Source organism: Tenacibaculum maritimum NCIMB 2154 (genome assembly GCF_900119795.1).
In the GTDB taxonomy this organism is placed as follows: domain Bacteria; phylum Bacteroidota; class Bacteroidia; order Flavobacteriales; family Flavobacteriaceae; genus Polaribacter; species Polaribacter maritimus.
In genome coordinates, this window is the sequence record NZ_LT634361.1 from 2,750,751 (window position 1) to 2,770,000 (window position 19,250).

At 33.2% G+C, this 19,250-nt stretch carries 13 protein-coding genes and 2 rRNA genes (1 of these 15 only partly in view); 6 read left to right on the forward strand and 9 right to left on the reverse strand.

Features of this window, described 5'->3' with window-relative positions; translation table 11 throughout:
* Positions 1-66 precede the first annotated feature (66 nt).
* On the reverse strand, positions 67-849 hold the full coding sequence (locus tag MARIT_RS12225) for a tRNA pseudouridine synthase A (protein WP_024740447.1): 783 nt from the start codon (positions 847-849) through the stop codon (positions 67-69).
* A gap of 1,067 nt (positions 850-1,916) precedes the next feature.
* On the opposite strand from MARIT_RS12225, the gene gltB reads away from it, so the two are divergent.
* The 3 genes from gltB to MARIT_RS12245 all read left to right on the forward strand — a co-directional run bounded on the left by gltB (position 1,917) and on the right by MARIT_RS12245 (position 9,184).
* Positions 1,917-6,422, forward strand: a complete 4,506-nt coding sequence (gene gltB, locus MARIT_RS12235; RefSeq protein WP_100211659.1) for a glutamate synthase large subunit — start codon at positions 1,917-1,919, stop codon at positions 6,420-6,422.
* 3 nt (positions 6,423-6,425) lie between these two features.
* Positions 6,426-7,883 carry a glutamate synthase subunit beta gene (locus tag MARIT_RS12240; RefSeq protein WP_100211660.1) on the forward strand — a complete coding sequence of 486 codons (1,458 nt, stop codon included), beginning with the start codon at positions 6,426-6,428 and terminating at the stop codon, positions 7,881-7,883.
* A gap of 134 nt (positions 7,884-8,017) precedes the next feature.
* The gene (locus tag MARIT_RS12245) at positions 8,018-9,184 is read left to right on the forward strand and encodes a pyridoxal-phosphate-dependent aminotransferase family protein (RefSeq protein WP_100211661.1); all 1,167 of its coding nucleotides are present in this window, start codon (positions 8,018-8,020) and stop codon (positions 9,182-9,184) included.
* A 44-nt stretch (positions 9,185-9,228) separates the two neighbouring features.
* On the opposite strand, the gene MARIT_RS12250 is transcribed toward MARIT_RS12245, so the two are convergent.
* From MARIT_RS12250 to MARIT_RS12265, 4 genes are all read right to left on the reverse strand, one after another.
* Positions 9,229-10,329, reverse strand: a complete 1,101-nt coding sequence (locus tag MARIT_RS12250) for a slipin family protein (protein WP_100211662.1) — start codon at positions 10,327-10,329, stop codon at positions 9,229-9,231.
* A 1,132-nt stretch (positions 10,330-11,461) separates the two neighbouring features.
* Positions 11,462-12,367 (reverse strand): IS982 family transposase, encoded by a 906-nt coding sequence (locus MARIT_RS12255; RefSeq protein WP_038026585.1) that lies wholly within the window; start codon positions 12,365-12,367, stop codon positions 11,462-11,464.
* A gap of 168 nt (positions 12,368-12,535) precedes the next feature.
* Positions 12,536-13,213 (reverse strand): hypothetical protein, encoded by a 678-nt coding sequence (locus tag MARIT_RS12260; RefSeq protein WP_100211663.1) that lies wholly within the window; start codon positions 13,211-13,213, stop codon positions 12,536-12,538.
* 5 nt (positions 13,214-13,218) lie between these two features.
* Positions 13,219-13,917 (reverse strand): DUF434 domain-containing protein, encoded by a 699-nt coding sequence (locus MARIT_RS12265; RefSeq protein ID WP_024740454.1) that lies wholly within the window; start codon positions 13,915-13,917, stop codon positions 13,219-13,221.
* Between the two features lie 154 nt (positions 13,918-14,071).
* Here MARIT_RS12265 and MARIT_RS12270 point away from each other — a divergent pair, with 154 nt between their 5' ends.
* Positions 14,072-14,923 (forward strand): CPBP family intramembrane glutamic endopeptidase, encoded by an 852-nt coding sequence (locus MARIT_RS12270; RefSeq protein WP_100211664.1) that lies wholly within the window; start codon positions 14,072-14,074, stop codon positions 14,921-14,923.
* 346 nt (positions 14,924-15,269) lie between these two features.
* On the opposite strand, the gene MARIT_RS15935 is transcribed toward MARIT_RS12270, so the two are convergent.
* Both MARIT_RS15935 and MARIT_RS15780 read right to left on the reverse strand, forming a co-directional pair.
* A complete protein-coding gene (locus MARIT_RS15935; protein ID WP_231975146.1) occupies positions 15,270-15,443 on the reverse strand; it encodes a hypothetical protein in 174 nt (57 codons plus the stop codon).
* A 218-nt stretch (positions 15,444-15,661) separates the two neighbouring features.
* Entirely contained in the window at positions 15,662-15,994 is a 333-nt protein-coding gene (locus MARIT_RS15780; RefSeq protein WP_197706279.1) for a hypothetical protein, read from the reverse strand.
* A gap of 204 nt (positions 15,995-16,198) precedes the next feature.
* Here MARIT_RS15780 and MARIT_RS12280 point away from each other — a divergent pair, with 204 nt between their 5' ends.
* Positions 16,199-16,816, forward strand: a complete 618-nt coding sequence (locus tag MARIT_RS12280) for an HD domain-containing protein (protein WP_024740457.1) — start codon at positions 16,199-16,201, stop codon at positions 16,814-16,816.
* Positions 16,817-17,815, forward strand: a complete 999-nt coding sequence (locus MARIT_RS12285; protein ID WP_024740458.1) for a helix-turn-helix transcriptional regulator — start codon at positions 16,817-16,819, stop codon at positions 17,813-17,815.
* A gap of 295 nt (positions 17,816-18,110) precedes the next feature.
* Here the strand turns inward: MARIT_RS12285 and rrf are convergent.
* Both rrf and MARIT_RS12295 read right to left on the reverse strand, forming a co-directional pair.
* Positions 18,111-18,219, reverse strand: a 5S ribosomal RNA gene (gene rrf / locus MARIT_RS12290).
* 106 nt (positions 18,220-18,325) lie between these two features.
* Positions 18,326-19,250: ribosomal RNA gene (locus tag MARIT_RS12295) — 23S ribosomal RNA — on the reverse strand; it runs 1,954 nt beyond the window's last position.

The window sequence follows — 19,250 nt, forward strand, 5'->3', positions numbered from 1 at the left end:
AATAAAAAAGAAAAGCCTATTTCATACTCGAAGTAGGCTTTTCTATGGTTTAAAAGTAATACCTTTTTAGTTTTTAAACTGAATATCATGTAAATGCAATCCAGAAGCTGGAGCTATGTTTTTAATAAATTCGATATCAGAATCAGGATCTAAACTCTCTTTAATAAAATTCAAATCACAAGTTCCTTTTCCTAAGTCATGTAATCCTCCCATTATCAAACGAACTTGATTCCTTAAAAAACCAGCTCCTTTAATTCTTAAAACAAAACTCTCCTTCGGGAAAAAAGATGCTGTTAACTCTTTATTTTCTTCAATCCTACAATATACAATTTCTCGTTCCACCTTTGTATCTTCAGAAGGTTTCGTACAATACCTTTTATAATTATGAAAACCTTCAAATAAAATTGCGCCTCTTTTCATTAATTCTATATCCAATTCTTCTCTAAAGCGTGTTAAAAAAGGAGCTGCATATGGGTGATTTTTCTCTCCATAAGAAAAGTAATAACGGTATTCTTTTAATTTAGGATGCTGTATAATATTAAACTGTTTATCTATATCTTCTATTTTCAATGCTCGCATATCTCCAGGAGCATTCGCATTAAAGTCAGCCATAAACTGATCGAAATCTACTTTCTGATCAATAAAAAGCTGAAAAGCAAAACAACTTGCTGACACTCTCGCATCTGTTCTTCCAACACCTAAACTCTTAAATCGTATTCCTTTATATATATACTTTAATGTTTTATCTAAAAAAAGATGCCCTGTTTTTAAATTAGGTTGCTTCTGCCAACCATGAAAACGAAAACCTAAGTACTGAATAGTGACTAAATAAGAATAGCTATAACTCATAATGGTCAAAACTACTCTTTTTTTCTTTTTATTTTCTCTAAAAAAACTAAAAACCTACACAACAAACAGTCAAAAACTCCTTTTTTTTTCATAAAAGCGAGTTTTTACCAAGCTATTAAAAAAACAAATACAAATATGGAAAGTATATTGCTTATAAATAACGTATTGATGACGATTTGCATGGCACTAGCCTCCTTCATACATTTAAGTTTCTCGTTATTAGAAATTGGATTAACAAGGCAAAAAACACTATAAACATCTTATTTAAAAACATATTTACCACCACAGATTTACTATTGTATTTTTTATGCAGATTCAGCTTAATATATCCTAGTAGTTTCAACGGTATTTTGGGCTTCGCTGAATTTGGCTTAACCCCTACTTAACTTCCCTAAACACATTAGATTTAACTTAACGTGAGTTCGACATAAGCAAATCACCTAAAACATTGATTAACAAATCTTTTTACATTTTTTCTGTTTATCGACTATTGAATTCTTAATCAGTTTTTTATGAATAAGACCTATTTTTATCATGAAAACTGATTAGCTAGTGCACCTTAAAAAGGTAACTGATTAATATTCATCAATTATTACATCGAACTCACTTTAAATTACAATTAGATGATCCTGTAGCTACTGCTCCTGTTTATTTAATATGCAACTTTTGGGACATACTTACTGTTGGCATATTTGGAAAAATAGCAAGCTTACAACAAATATCTATTCAATTAATAAAAATCAGTTCCTATGTGACCTGCTCTATTACTTGTTTTATAATTTTTTGCCTCTTGAGAAAACATTAGGAATTAGAGTTTCTGAGAAAGAAGAATTAGATGGTTTAGATTTCCATGAACATGACTTAAATGCTTTCCCTGATTCCAGACTAAACGACCATTAATTACAAACCTAATTTTCAAATAGATAAATACCAATACCTAATTTTAAATATTCTCAAAAAAATGCATTAAAAAAATAAATTCAATGCATTTTTTTTATTAAATTTTTATTTTAGATATAAAAAACATAATTTTATATAGATTTTAATAAAGATAACACAATAAAACCATGAAGAATCAAGGCCTTTATTTAAATGATTATGAAACTGCCAACTGCGGTGCTGGTTTTATATGTAATTTACACGGAAAAAAGTCAAATATTATTATTCATAACGCTTTGGAAATTTTAGAAAAACTAGCGCATAGAGGGGCCGTTAATTCAGATGGAAAAACAGGAGACGGTGCAGGTATTTTAATTGACATTCCTCATGATTTCTTTAATAGAGTTTGTAGTTTCAAACTTCCAAAACCAAAAGAATACGCGGTAGGTATGGTTTTCCTGCCCAAAAATGAACATCAATTTCAACATTGTATTTCCCTTTTTGAATCTGAACTTAAAAAACAAAACTTAACTATCTTAGGTTGGAGACGCGTACCTGTAGATACTTCTAACTTAGGTAAAATAGCGGCTAAATCAGAACCAAGAATTTATCAAATTTTCATTTCTAAGCAACATACTGAGCTGACAGACTTACAATTTAATGCAAAGTTATTTGCCGCTCGTAAAATAACAGAACATTTAGTGGAAGCTTCCAAATTATCTCAACGCAATTTGTTCTACATCCCTAGTCTTTCAACGAATACCATTATTTATAAAGGATTATTAATTCCAGAGGATATTGGGCGGTATTATATTGACCTAAAAGAACCCGATGTAGTAACTCGCTTAGCACTAGTTCATCAACGTTTTTCTACCAATACATTCCCTTCTTGGGATTTAGCGCAACCTTTTAGGTATATGTGTCATAATGGGGAAATTAACACCCTTCGAGGAAATGTGAGCAGAATGAGAGCTAGAGAAGAACTTATGGAGAGTGATTTATTTGGAGAAGATATTAAAAGACTTTTTCCTATCGTTTTAGAAGGAAAATCTGATTCTGCTTCTATGGATATGGTTGTTGAGTTTTTATTAATGACTGGGCGCTCTCTTCCAGAAGTTATGATGATGATGGTTCCTGAAGCTTGGGAAAAAGATTTGACTATGTCTAAAGATAAAAGAGCTTTCTATGAATATCATTCTTGTATTATGGAACCTTGGGATGGACCTGCTTCTGTTCCTTTTACTGATGGTAATTATATTGGTGCTTTGTTAGATAGAAACGGACTAAGGCCTTCGAGATATACTGTTACTAAAGATGGTTTCGTTATTATGGCTTCTGAAATAGGCGTTGTAGATATTCAACCGAGCAATGTAATAGCGCACGGGAGACTAGAGCCAGGAAAAATGTTTTTAGTTGACATGAATGCAGGAAGAATTATCAAGGATACAGAAATTAAAGATGCTATTATTTCTAAATATCCTTATAAGGAATGGATCTCTTCACATACTCTTCCTTTAGCTGAAATTCCTTATACATCAAATCTATCTCCAATAGAAGCTACTGATTATACTACTAGATTACGTTTATTTGGTTATACAAATGAAGATATCGTTACGATGATCACGCCAATGGCTACCGAGGCTAAAGAAGCAATTGGCGCTATGGGCACAGATACTCCTTTAGCGGTGCTCTCTAATAAACCGCAACTCTTATATAATTATTTCAAGCAACTATTTGCTCAAGTTACTAATCCTCCATTAGATGGAATTAGAGAAGAAATCGTAACAGCTATTAGCTTGGCTATTGGAGAAGATAGAAATATCTTTGAGATTATTCCTGAACAAGCAAAAAAGCTCAGAATCCAAAATCCTGTAATATCTAATGACGATTTGGATAAGATTAAAAATATCAATCATCCAGATTTTAAAACAATAACTATTCCTATTGTATATGAAATTGAAAAAGGGGTAAATGAGCTTGAAAAAGCCTTAGATACTATTTTACTCACAGCAGAAAAGGCTATAGATAACAATACCAATATTATCATTTTATCAGATAGAGGTACTGATAAAAAACAGGCCCCTATTCCTGCACTATTAGCTTGCTCTTATATACATCATTCATTAAATAAAAGAGGTAAACGTTCTAAATGTGGCATTATTATAGAAACTGCCGAAGCAAGAGAACCTCACCATTTTGCTACCTTATTTGGTTATGGAGCTAGCGCCATTAATCCTTATCTTGTAAATGAAATTATCAACACTCAAGTAAAAGAAGGAGCTATTATAGGAATAGATGCCGAAATGGCTGTTAAAAACTTTAATAAAGCTATAGGAAAGGGATTATTAAAGATCATGAATAAAATAGGCATCTCAACACTACATTCATATAGAGCTTCTCAAATATTTGAAATATTAGGACTCAAAAAGTCTTTTGCTAATAAGTATTTTCCCTTTACTCCTACAAGAATAGAAGGTATTGGGCTATACGTACTGGAAAAAGATATTGCAAAAAGACATACAGCAGCTTTTACGCAATCAACTACTAATAACACCTTGCCTTTGCCTATTGGAGGAGATTATAGATGGAGAAGAAACGGGGAAAAACATTTATTTAATCCAACCACCATTTCTAAACTTCAACAAGCTGTTAGAACTAAAAGTATTGAGAGTTACAAAACATATGCCAATGCTATCAATGAACAAAACAAAAACTTAATGACCTTAAGAGGTCTGTTTGAATTTAACAACTTAGATCCTATCCCTATTGACGAGGTTGAACCTTGGACTGAAGTTGTAAAAAGATTTAAAACAGGGGCAATGTCATATGGATCAATAAGTCAAGAAGCTCATGAGAACTTGGCTATCGCTATGAATAAAATTGGAGGGAAAAGTAATTCTGGAGAAGGCGGTGAAGATGTAAAAAGATTTAAAAAACGCTCTAACGGAGACTGGAAAAATAGTGCTATTAAACAAGTTGCTTCAGGTAGGTTTGGCGTAACTAGCAATTACTTGACTAATGCTAAAGAAATTCAAATAAAAATGGCGCAAGGAGCTAAACCTGGAGAAGGAGGACAATTACCAGCTGAAAAAGTACTTCCATGGATTGCGGAAGTTAGAAACTCAACTCCTTATGTTGGACTGATCTCTCCTCCTCCTCATCATGATATCTACTCTATTGAAGATTTAGCTCAGTTAATCTTTGATTTAAAAAATGCGAATCGAGAAGCTCGTATCAATGTAAAATTGGTATCTAAGGTTGGAGTTGGTACTATTGCCGCTGGTGTTGCTAAAGCGAAAGCCGATGTTATTTTAATTTCTGGATTCGATGGTGGTACAGGGGCTGCTCCTCTTACTTCTTTAAAACACACTGGTTTGCCTTGGGAACTAGGGTTAGCAGAAGCTCAACAAACTCTTGTTTTAAATGATTTAAGAAGTAGAGTTGTTTTAGAATGCGATGGGCAATTAAAAACAGGAAGAGACGTTGCTATTGCGGCATTATTAGGAGCTGAAGAATTTGGTTTTGCTACAGCTCCCTTAGTAGCTTCAGGTTGTATTATGATGAGGGCATGTCACTTAAACACGTGCCCTGTTGGCATTGCTACACAAGATCCTGAATTACGTAAAAACTTTAAAGGAACACCCGAGCATGTTATTAATTTCATGTATTTCGTTGCGGAGGAATTGCGCGAAATTATGGCACAATTAGGCTTTAGATCTTTAAAAGAAATGGTAGGACAAGTTCATAAAATAAATACTAAATCAGCTATTGATCATTACAAAGCTAAAGGATTGGATTTATCTTCTATTTTATATGCACCTCAAAAAAAGAATCCGATTTTACACAATACAGAACAACAGAATCATAATTTAGAACAGGTATTAGACACTCAAATTTTTAATGATGCTAGAGGTAGTATTCAACATAAAATTAAAGCTTCACTAGATTATCCTATTAAAAATACTGACAGAGCCGTTGGAACCCTTATTAGTAATGAAATATCAAAGATTCACGGACAAAATGGCCTGCCTAACGACACTTTAAAATTATACTTTAAAGGTGCTGCTGGACAAAGTTTTGGTGCTTTTGCTACTAAAGGAGTCACCATGGTTGTTACTGGAGCAACTAATGATTATTTAGGTAAAGGTTTATCTGGAGCCAAAATTATTATCAAAAAACCCAAAGAAGCTAGCTTTAATGCTGCTGAAAATATTATTACCGGAAATGTATCTTTTTATGGAGCTACTAGTGGAGAAGCTTATATAAACGGAATCGCTGGAGAACGATTTGCCGTCCGTAACTCAGGAGCTACTGCTGTTGTTGAAGGCATTGGTGACCATGGTTGTGAATATATGACTGGCGGTACTGTTGTAATTCTTGGTAAGACAGGCAAAAACTTTGCCGCTGGAATGAGCGGCGGAATTGCCTATGTGTATGATAAAAATAGAAATTTCACAAACAACCTATGTAATCTAGAAATGGTTGATTTGGAATCCTTGGAAAACAATGATTTCTCTGAGTTGCAGAAACACTTAAAAAACCATCTTCAATATACTGAAAGCTCTCTTGCGAAGAGCTTACTCAACAATTGGGAAAAAGAAAAAGTTTATTTTACTAAAGTTTTCCCTAAAGATTATAAAAGAGCACTAGAGAAACTAGCAAGTGAAAATAATATTCAACAATTAACAGCGTAAATCATGGGACAAACAGGAGGTTTTAAATACTATAAAAGACAAAACGAAACTAATTTAACTATTGAAGAACGGCTAAAAAACTATAATGAATTTACCATACCAATTGCTCCCGCTTTTTTACAAAAACAAGGTGCTCGCTGTATGGAATGTGGAGTTCCTTTTTGCCATAGTGGGTGCCCATTAGGAAACTTAATTCCTGATTTTAATGATATGGTTTATCAAGGAAACTGGAAAGCTGCTTTGCAAATACTGCATAGTACTAATAATTTTCCTGAATTTACGGGAAGGCTCTGCCCCGCTCCTTGTGAAAAATCTTGTGTATTAGGCATTATAGACAACCCTGTTTCTATCGAAAATATAGAAAAATCAATTGTAGAAAGAGGTTTTTTAGAGGGCTGGATTCTCCCGAATCCTCCTAAAAGAAGAACAGGAAAACAGGTTGCTATTGTGGGGTCTGGTCCAGCCGGTTTAACTACTGCTCAACAACTGAATAATGCAGGACATACCATAACGGTTTTAGAAAGAGATGATGCTATTGGCGGTTTGTTAAGATATGGAATTCCTAATTTTAAATTGGATAAAAAAGTTATTGATCGTAGAGTTGCTATTCTCAAAGCTGAAGGTATTATTTTTAAAACGAATACAAATGTAGGTGTTAATTATCCTATTGAAAAATTAAATGATTTTGATGCAGTCGTTTTATGCGGGGGAGCTACACTTCGTAGGACGCTCTCTATCAAAGGAGTCAATAGCAAAGGAGTCGTGCAGGCGATGGACTTTTTAACGCAACAAACTAAAAGTATCTTTAATCACCAAACTATAAAAGCACCTCTTTCCGCAAAAAACAAACATGTTATTGTTATTGGAGGAGGAGATACGGGGGCTGACTGTATTGGTACTTCCAATAGACAAGGAGCTAAATCAGTTACTAATTTCGAAATCATGCCTAAACCACCTATAGAAAGGAGCGATGCTACTCCTTGGCCTTTTTGGCCTATGCTATTAAAAACAACCTCTTCTCATGAAGAAGGTTGCGATAGAAATTGGCTTATTAACACAAAAGAATTCATTACAAATAAAAAAGGAGAATTAACCGCCTTGAAAACAGTAGATGTTATGTGGAAGACTACTCCCGGAAAAAGGCCTATACTTATAGAAAAACCGAATTCAGAAAGAATATGGAAATGTGACTTAGCACTCTTAGCCTTAGGTTTTACAGGTCCTGAAAAAACACTCAGTACTCTACTAAATTTAAAAATAGATCAAAAAACAAATTACAAAGCCACTAATTATCAAACTAATAATCCTAATATTTTTACGGCAGGCGATATGCGTCGCGGGCAGTCTTTAATCGTTTGGGCTATTTCTGAAGGAAGAGAAGCCGCCAGAGCTGTTGATCAATACCTAATGGGAACTAGCCATTTACCTACTAAAGGAGAAGGGGATTTATTAAATGCTTAATTTAAACTATATTCGAACAAAAAATAGTGTTTATATCAGCCTATAAATGTTTTTTATGTTGATTATTTCAATAACTATTATTAATAAAACCATTTGAAATTAGTAAATGGTATATCATATAAAACAAAAGATTAATGAAGAATAGAAAACTATTAATGATACCGGGTCCTATTGAATTTGAACCTTCTGTATTGAGAGCTATGGGAGAAGTGACAACAAGCCATGTTGCTCCTAATTTTATAGAAACTTTTGGAAATTGCTTAGACATAATGCAAGAACTATGGAAAGCCCCAAACGGACAACCTTTTATTATTACTGGGAGTGGTACGCTTGCCATGGATATGGCTATTTCAAACCTTATAGAGTATGGAGACAATGCTCTGGTACTTTCTACGGGCTATTTTGGCAATCGCTTTAAAGACATTTTAACTACCTACGGAGCCAATGTAACCATGCTTAGTGCCTCTATAGGTAAAACAGTTCCATTAGAGGATATAGAAAAGGCTTTGAAACAAAAGAAATACAAGCTACTAACCATGACGCATGTTGACACCTCTACAGGAGTCCTTATAAATCCTAAACCTATCGCTGATCTGGCTAAAAAATACAATGCGTTAACTGTGCTAGATGGTGTTTGTTCTGTAGCTGGAGAGAAAATAGAGCAAGAAGAATGGGGAATAGATGTTGTACTTACAGGGTCTCAAAAAGCTATTGGCGTTCCTCCTGGTTTGGCATTACTTGTTGCTTCTCCAAAGGCGATGACAACTTGGAAAAATAGGAATACTCCTGTTCAAAGCTATTATTCAAATTGGAAATATTGGCTTCCTATAATGCAAGCTTACCAACATAGAACTCCTTCTTATTTTGGAACTCCCTCTGTTAATTTAATAAGAGCTTTAGAAGTTAGCTTAACCACCATCAAAAAACAACATATTGATACAAGAACTGCAATCCATAAAAAATACGCTACTGCTTTTCGTAAGGCTATTGAAGCTATTGATCTGAAAATACTGCCTTTTTCTAATGAAATCGCTGCTAACACTTTAACTGCTATTTACTATCCAACAGGGATTGATGGAAATGAGTTTAGAAAAAAAGTAAGTGAATTAGGGGTGATTATTGCTGGAGGACTTCACCCTGAAATAAAATCAACTTATTTCAGAGTTGGTCATATGGGAGCAATAAACACTGCCGACATAATAGCTACTTTAAGCGCTATTGAATACGGATTGTCTAAAGAAGGGCACCCCTTTACTTTAGGTAATTCTTTAGCAGCCTTTCAGCAAGCACTATCTTCCTAAAATCTAACGAACCACTAAATAAACCATTAGGCTAAACCGATGGTTTATTTATCTACTGCAAAAATCTTTCTAAGCTCCTGTATTACATTTCCTTTTCCTGAAACGGTAATCTCTCCTATTTTATCCGCAATCTTCTCTACGTATTCCATTTCTTTTAATGCAAACAGCATTTCATTACTTTCCATTAATTTAGCTGTATTTAGCAGACTTCTAGTTGAAGCTGTTTCTTCTCTTCTTGTTATGATATTAGCTTGCGCCCTTTTTTGTGCTACCAACACCTGATTCATAATTTCTTTCATATCTCCTGGTAAAATAACATCTCGTATTCCACAGTTGATGATCTCAACGCCTAATTCAGTAGCTTTTTGAAAAGCTTCTTCAAAGACTTTTTCGGCAATACGCTCTTTTTCAACCAATACCTCATCTAAAGTATAACTTCCTATATAACTTCTTAAAACCAATTGCATTAAAATATATAATTGTTTTTCATAATCTTTATTTTCTAACAATGCTTTTTTAAGATCAGTAATTTTATATTGAGTATAAAAATTGATTCTGACACTTGCTTTATCTTTAGTTAGCAATTCTTGCCCTGCTACCTCTAATTGCAATTGTCTCATATCAGCTTTCATTACTTTAATGGTATTCTCATTTTTCCAAAATCTATAAATTCCTCCCGCTATTTCCTGTACACACTCATCATTTATTAGTAGCAATGCTTTTTCATAAGCCGCTACCTCAAAACATCGTATATACTTGTACAAAGCATGATAATTGAATATTTTTTTGTGCAAACTTTCTTCAATAGTCACTTCACTTATATTTACTCTTTGAAAGCTTCTATGTATCAACCCTTTCCAATAAAAATACCTTCCAGCCTCTAAAACTTTATAAAAATTTCCATTTTCATAAACAATAACCAATTCACTATCTGCCACTTCAACAATTTCTATCTTCTCTGTAAAATTCTCGTCTTTTAGCAACACTTCTATTGCTATAGGAGGCGTGAACTCTTTCGATAAATCACATACCATAACTTCCTCTCTGAAAAACTGCCAATGAGTTCCTGTTGTTAACAATTTCTTATAATCACCACTTTTAAATACTAGCCCTATTTTACCTGTATTAATTCTAATTCTTTTCATTCTTTCTTTTAACTTTTATACCGAATATATTTCTATACTATTTTTATCTAATTAACTCTATAAAGAGCTTCGTTACTATTTTTAAAAAACGATATGTTTTAATGCTTAGCAGATCACGGAAGAAATTCGCGTAAATACAGTTAATAATTTATAATTATAAATGGATTGAGGTTGTACCTAACACCAACTGATTTATAAGAAACCATTATTCGCCATAATTAGTTGTAAAAACTTCAAGGTTTTCATTTAAGTGCTCTTTTAAAGAACTCATTAAAAACATATCATTTTCTTCTATAAACATCAGTTTTACAAGATGATGAGCTTATTAATAAACAGTACTACTGTTTGAAATCCCTAGCGTCAAAATCTAGTATCTTACCATTAGACTTTGCTCTTTCAGGCAGTGGGATTCGAACCCACATGATTTTGGCGATTATTTTTGGCTAATAATCAAAACCTTTAAGCTAAGTTGTATATAAAAACCGAATACAAACTTGCACGGATTTATACAATGGTGCTATACAGAAACACTCAACTAGACTTACTTAATATCTTACGTTTTATATGCATACTTACTATGGTTTAAAATAATGAAATAGGAAAGAAAAGACTATCTATCTTGGTTATTTTGATTGGTATTATGTACCTCATTCTTATCAATACTCTCCTTTTTAATCCTTTCTATTAACTCCTTATCTTTTAATAACACTGCAAATATCAAATATATCTACGCAATCTATTTGCGTAGATATAAAAAAAGTATTTTCAAGAAAACTAAAATCGTAAACAGCTCTTTTAATAGTCGCTTTTTGATATTAGTACCAACTCATTTAAATCGCCTTAGCTGCTGTTTTAATCTCTTTCCAGCAAACTTCTTTTTCTTACCTACCTTCTTTTTCTACAAACACTTGCATCATGCTTATTCTTTCTAAAGTTCAGATCATCTTTACAGCTATTCTTTACCAATTCTTTTAATTGATGTTCACTATAACTTCCTTATTTTTCTAAAAAAAGCGTCCAGAAAATTAATTTTGGACGCTTTCACCATCTTTGAATACTATTCTTGTCTGGTATATTTATTTAAAAAATTGCGGCTTAGCCTTCATTTTATATAATTTAACGTGAGTTCGACTTAACTTATTCCAAGATTAGGTAAGAACCTTTGTATTTTAATGCTCGGTTTTGATTCAAGAAAAGAGTAAGCAGTCAATCCAGCAATTAGGTTTCCTAAGAAGTTATCAAACGAGCGATGTCTAGAATGTTCCATCTGACAGGTATTTTTTAATACGTCATTTACAGATTCTATAATTGCTCTTTTTCTTAAGTAAACTTTATCCATAAAATCAAGAGCTTTCTTGTTCATGTTCTTTCTTAATTTGGTAACCAAATGGATACCATCCACAAATAATTTATCAAATAGATCTTTGCCTAAATAACCTTTATCACCATATATTTTTCCAAATATCTTATCGTGAAAGCACTTGTTCTTTAAAGGATATCTGTCATCTACATTTGCTTTAGTAATCATAAAATCAACTATTTGTCCTTTATCATTACAGACTAAATGAAGTTTAAAACCGTAGAACCAACCCAATGTCCCGTAACTTTTTTCTGCGATTCCTTTAAATACCTTGTGTTGTTTTTCTCTTTTATAATGACTCACTTTTAGTGCTGTGGAATCAATAAAAGAGATACCAGAACACTTACCTAATCCGTGTAGTTTTAAATACACTGCTAAAGGTGGAATAACTTTCTTTTGTAGTTCTACAAATCGATTATAGGAGACAAGATCAGGAAAGAAATCATCCATGTATTTGCACACGTAATACAAATAAAAGTGTTTTAAATTTCGATAGGATTTTAGATGAAAAATAACCATAATGGTCATTACTTCACTTTTACTCATTTTGGATTTCCTCTTACGCTTTTTAACTTTAGAACTCTCTGAAATACTGTTTTTTATTAAAACTGTTTCAAATTCTTTCATAAAATCGTCAAGATTACAAAATATTTCAATTATTTTAGTGTCAGAAATCATAAGCAGAATAATTTTAGTTTATTGGAATTCAGTACTTTAATATACTAAATTTTCTGCTTTTTTACTATAGTAAAAATAGATTTCTTACGTCGAACTCACGTTAATTTAAATATGCTCACGGTTTACGATGGCTTTCTTTTTATAATTCGAAATTCAAAATATAATTTTTTAAGAACCCTCATCTACAAAAGGCTCTACAAGTCCAATAAACTCCTTATTTGATTTTTTCCATCGCATACCATGCCCAGAAGAGACTCGTATTTCGTAAACCAATTCATGTTTATAATGGTAATATACATTCCACCAAGTCTTATACTTCAGTATTTCTACTACCCTCTTTTTCACTTCTCTTTCTTTCTCCTTCGGATTTCCTTTTAAAATCCCCCAAAATGAATTTTTAGTTCTTTGATTATGCTTTTCAAAAGCCCTGACTACTTTTGATATTTGAGGATTCACCAGTTCAAAACTTGCTGCAAAAGCTTCCTTTTTCAAAAGAGGGATTCCATTTATTGTCCTTGCTGTAGCTGGTGTTATTCGTTGTCCTAAAATAACAAGAAAGTCTTGGATACCAATTGATAAAATTCTTTTTTGAATTTGACTCAAATCTTCTTCTTGGATTAAAAACAAAAAACTATTGTATATTTCCTTTCTGTTAATTAATAATTCTTCTGAAAACACAGGCGCTCTAAATCTATTTATAAACCTATCATCATCCCAATATGACACAATATTAAAAGCAATATCTTCAAAATGTTCTTCTTTAAAGTTTAATAAGAAATGAGCTCTCCTTATTCCTGCTATTCTTTTTTGTACCGTTATTAATTTTACAAATACTTTTTCTTCCATATTTTTTAGGACATTACTAAAGAAGGATATTCTTTAGGTATTAAATGCGCTATAAGATTAAACCATTTGGAAACACGCTCTAAAATCCATGCATCACTCGTTACGCCAATATACTTACTTTCTGCTATAATTTTATCAGGATTATTCTCTAAAAGCACCTCCCAATTCAAATCCTTTTCCTCAGCGTATGCCGTTAACAATGTTTTCATTCTCCCACTATTAGATATAGGTTTGTCCAATACCCATATTATCTTTCCAATCCTATACAACTTACTAAAGTTTGCAATGAGCTTTATTGCTGTTTGGGTTTGTTTTACGCTTTTATATGTTCCGTACAATGTAGATAAATCTCTATAAACTCCATCTTTCCCTTTAAATAGATAGGCTTCTGACAGCATGCTTTCCAACAATATAATTTGATTAAAACCATCAATAATAAGTGTTTGATTACTCAAATCAATTACTGACACTTCCTTATGCAACCTATTGGTTACCGATGTATTACCTGCTGACATTCCTCTCATTGCTTGTTGCTGACGCTTACGAAGCTTATACCTATTTCCTACCAGTTTACATGATGAAGGTGCTCCATATCCTCTTTCTAACAAAAAAGACATATCGTAAACAGCTTCTTTCATCTTTGCTTGCATGAATAATTCACCAAATAAATAATCATCGTTACCTTCTTTTCCTCTATTCTTCATTATTTTAAGATTTTATTTCAATAAAAATACAATGCCGCTAACTCTTTATAATAGTTATCCATTATTTTAAGTTAAAATTAACTGTTTTTAGATATCAAATACGATAATCATCTCTGTCCACTCCCTATCTTTGCTTTCTTTTTGATAAACAATTATGAGCTTAGAAATTTTCGCCATCTACGGTTTTTTGCTATTATCCATTATTGCTATTCCGTTTCAAAAGAAACTCTTTAAACGAATTCCAATATGGACTTTATTACTTAGTGTTTCCCTTCTTTCTGCTTTTCTTTTTAAAAGAACCTCTGTAAATTCTCTAGCTTATACAATTATTTTTGGTAGCGTAGTTTACTATTATTATAAGCTCAAAAATCTGATTCTTTTTCTAACTGTTATCCTATTAGCCATTCCATTATTTTTCCATTTCCCTTTATTAGAGTTTACCAACTATAATTATATCAAAGGAGTAATATTAACTCCTAATGCTGTTCCTTATAGCCTTTATTTTAATTTAGATAAAACCTTAATCGGAATTTTCATTATTGGTTGTAATTTTCAGCAAAAAACTTTTAATTTTAATAAAACCGGAAAGCTTCTAGCTCGTTTATTAGCTCTTATGATTGTTTTCCTATTTATCTCTTCTTCTCTCATTGGTTATACTAAATTTGAGCCCAAAATACCCTCTTTTATAGGCGTTTGGATAATTACTAACTTATTCTTCACTTGTTTCGCAGAAGAGGCTTTATTTAGAGGTCTTATACAGCAACAAATCAATGAGGCTCTTTCTGGAAAATATGCTAATATTCTTAGCATAACAATTGCTTCTTTACTATTCGGACTCGCTCACTTTACAGGAGGGGTTTCATATATATTACTAGCTTCTATAGCTGGCGGGTTTTATGGCTATATCTATTACAAAAGCCATAGAATTGAAAGTGCTATCGCATTGCACTTTATATTTAATTTAGTTCATTTAATATTCTTTACCTACCCCGCTCTTAAACCCTGATTTACAACAGATAACAACTTATATATCCAATTGAAATCACCTCATTTTTTTGAAATAGTTTCAAATTATTAACCATATTACTTTCGTTTCTTTCTTCTAATTATTATTTCTCTTCCAACTCCCCACCACCATACGATCATAAGGTAATACTTCATCAACCATTTCTCCTAAACTGAATACTCCCATTTATTTCCATAGCATTTCTGTATTTTTATAGGCTGATGGTAACTCCGTAATGTCAATTTATTTTGAAAAAAAACGGGCATCTAATCCTTTTGCTTCTTGATTTGTAATTCATTTAAGATTCTATCACGAATTACCTCATGATTTATTTTAATCTTTTTTCTTACAATCTGTAAGGCTTCCCAATAATTCTCCCCTCAGATGTTTCAAAAAGAATCCATGCATTTTGCTTCAACGTGTCTGGGGATAGCTTCTTTCTAAATTGCTCCGCAATACACATTCCTCTTTTATACGGATTCACCCCAGATCCACAGTTTCCATGATGAGTTACCAACATGGTGCTCTTAGTCTTTTTTGCCCCCCTACAAACAAAAAATGATTTCCATCTCCTTAGGTCGTTCCCAAATGGCTTTTAGCTACTGAGATACATTGCTGATTGTTCAAAAAGGAATTTTTTGCGATCTCTTCTAATAAATTCATAGGAAAAGGAAACTGAGTACTTCTATCTCTTCCTCCTGATCCAAAATGAGCAGTATTATAAACTACATCTAATACCTATTTGAGGGCTATCTTTGCTAAATCTATTAACATCACATAACAACCGATATCTACTGAATACATCTCTGAATGAATCGCATTTCTAGTTACTACAATTCTTCCTACTCGAACCGTTTCTATACCTCTTGTTCGACAAGCATCTGGCATAATTGCGTCATTTATAATTGTTGGTACTTCATTAATTTCCATAGATTGAATTACAGCATCAACATTTGCTTTTTCTAAATCATTTTCTGCTGCTATATCAATATTAAAATGTACTGGATTTTTATATAAGGTTAGCTTTAGCTTAAATTGCTTTAAATAAAGTATTATTTCTTCCGCCGGCATCGTTTTCTTGAATTAATAAACTCTATCGGCTCTGAAAACCATTTTCCTGATTCGAATCCCATTTTTATTCACTCTTTCCCTACGACTTTTCTTTTTATTTTCTATCATACCTTTTATAATTATGATGCAAATATTCTATACTAATACGCAATTATTTTTCGTAGTTATCATTATTTAGTATTTTTATCAAAAAAATTGAATCCTATGGTAAACTTGGAAAACAGATTTCACAACACCATTTCCTTATATTCTCAAGAGCAAAATTTGATACGTTCTTTATGGCTCGAAATCAATGACCATTATACAGAGAAACATCGTGCATACCATAATAAAACTCATTTAATAGAACTTTTAAATTATTTGGACACCTATAATGAACAGATCTTAAATCCTACTATTCTAGAACTTTCTATATTTTACCATGACATTATTTATAATGTATGGAAAAAAAATAATGAAGAAAAAAGTGCACTGCTTGCTATTAATAAATTAGCTAAAACAAATTTAACCCCTACCGATTTAATACTTATCCAACAACAAATATTAGCTACTAAAATCCATTTCGCTGAAGATAATGATACAAAGTGGCTGATTGATTTTGACTTAGGTATCTTAGGAAAACCCTATAAAACTTATCAGAATTATACTCAATTAATTAGAAAGGAATACAAGCTTATTCCTGAAACAATCTATAAAAAAGGACGGAAAAAAGTACTTACTCATTTTATTCAAAAACCTTTTATTTATGCTACAGATAGTTTTAGAAACTTATATGAAAAGCAAGCTAAATCTAATTTAATAAACGAATTAAATTCTTTATAAATGGCATCAAATAAAAATGCGCTAATTAGGTATAAAACCATCGATCAATGTTTAAGAAATACAATGAAGCGTTGGACGCTTAATGATTTAATTGAAGCTTGCTCCGATGCTTTATATGAATACGAAGGAAAAGAAACCTATGTTAGCAAACGCACCATACAATTAGATATTCAACTTATGAGAAGCGATAAATTAGGTTATAATGCCCCTATTGAGGTATATGAACGTAAATATTATCGCTATGCTCAAAATGAGTACAGCATCATGAATATTCCTGTTACTAGCAAAGATGTAAAAATTATGAATGAAGCGATCCAAATACTACGCCAGTTTAAAGAGTTTTCTTTATTCAAAGAAATGGGAGGTGTTTTAAAAAGGCTGGAAGATTCTGTGTACACTTCTCAAAAAAACAACAAGGCTATCATTCATTTAGATAAAAATGAGCAGCTAAAAGGCCTACGATATATCGATCCTATTTATGAAGCTATTCAACATAAAAAGGTCATTACAGTAACCTACCAATCATTTAAAGCGCGAAAGCCTAGCAACAAAACCTTACATCCTCAATTACTAAAAGAATTTAACAATCGTTGGTTTTTATTAGCTAATTATAAAAATAAAGAAATTACTCTTGCTCTCGACAGAATTTCTAATGTTTATATTGAAGAGCAACTCAACTATGTAGATTTAGAAATAGATGGAGATATTTATTATAAGGATGTTATTGGAGCTACCGTTTCCAATACACGCCCTCAAAACATCTTATTTTCAATAGAGGCTAAAATAGCTCCTTATGTTATAACCAAACCTTTTCATAAATCTCAAACCATAGTAAACAGAAGTAAAAACAACACGGTGTTTAGTATTAAAGTACAACACAACTTTGAGCTAGAACGTTTAATTTTAGGTTTTGGGGACAGCATTGAAATATTAAAGCCAGAGCGGCTAAGAAAACGCATTGCTCACAAACTGAATAATGCTTCCAATAGATACCAATAAGTACTTCTTACAGCCCATTCTTTCTTTGCCCCTCTTTTATGTCTATTAAAGTCATTTTTTAATAAATCATAACAATTTTATCGTTTTTGCAGCACCTTGCTATAGCTTGTCGCTAATTCTCTTAATCTTCTTTAGATATGTTTATCAGCCCTATAAAAAGGGCTACCAGCCTTTAATATAATTCAAAGGAGGGTTAGCTAATTTAAAACTTAAAAAGCCCTTATATCTAGTGTATTCCTTTCGGAAATAAATTCCATAAAAAAAGCTCTTAGTTTTTTAACTAAGAGCTTTAAAAGCAAGGCAACGACCTACTCTCCCACCTGTGGCAGTACCATCGGCGCTAATGGGCTTAACTTCTCTGTTCGGAATGGTAAGAGGTGAGCCCCATCGCTATAATCACCTTAAATCGTTCAGTATATTCCAACTGTAAAAGTTAACATATTAGTAAAAAAATATCCTAATCGAATCATTATAAAGAGTCTATCCTCCCCTCACATGGAGGGGAAGACCATACATAAGCCTATGGGTTATTAGTACTACTCGGCTATGACATTACTGCCTTTACACCTATAGCCTATCAACGTTGTAATCTCCAACGACCCTTTAAAGAAATCTCATCTTGTAGTGGGTTTCGCGCTTATATGCTTTCAGCGCTTATCCCTTCCCGACGTAGCTACCCAGCAGTGCTCCTGGCGGAACAACTGGTACACTAGAGGTCAGTCCAACTCGGTCCTCTCGTACTAGAGTCAGATCTACGCAAATTTCTAACGCCCACAGCAGATAGAGACCGAACTGTCTCACGACGTTCTGAACCCAGCTCGCGTGCCACTTTAATGGGCGAACAGCCCAACCCTTGGGACCTTCTCCAGCCCCAGGATGTGACGAGCCGACATCGAGGTGCCAAACCCCCCCGTCGATGTGAGCTCTTGGGGGAGATCAGCCTGTTATCCCCGGAGTACCTTTTATCCTTTGAGCGATGGCCCTTCCATGCGGAACCACCGGATCACTATGCTCTACTTTCGTACCTGATCGACCTGTATGTCTCTCAGTCAAGCTCCCTTATGCCATTGCACTCTTCGCACGGTTACCAAGCGTGCTGAGGGAACCTTTAGAAGCCTCCGTTACTCTTTTGGAGGCGACCACCCCAGTCAAACTACCCACCAAGCACTGTCCTCATTGCTGAGTTAGAATCTAGATAAGCAAAGGGTGGTATTTCAACGATGACTCCACAACCCCTAGCGAGGCCGCTTCTTTGTCTCCCACCTATCCTACACATTACTTATCCAAACACAATACTAAGCTATAGTAAAGGTTCACGGGGTCTTTTCGTCCCGCTGCGGGTAATCGGCATCTTCACCGATACTACAATTTCACCGAGCTCATGGCTGAGACAGTGTCCAGATCGTTGCACCATTCGTGCAGGTCGGAACTTACC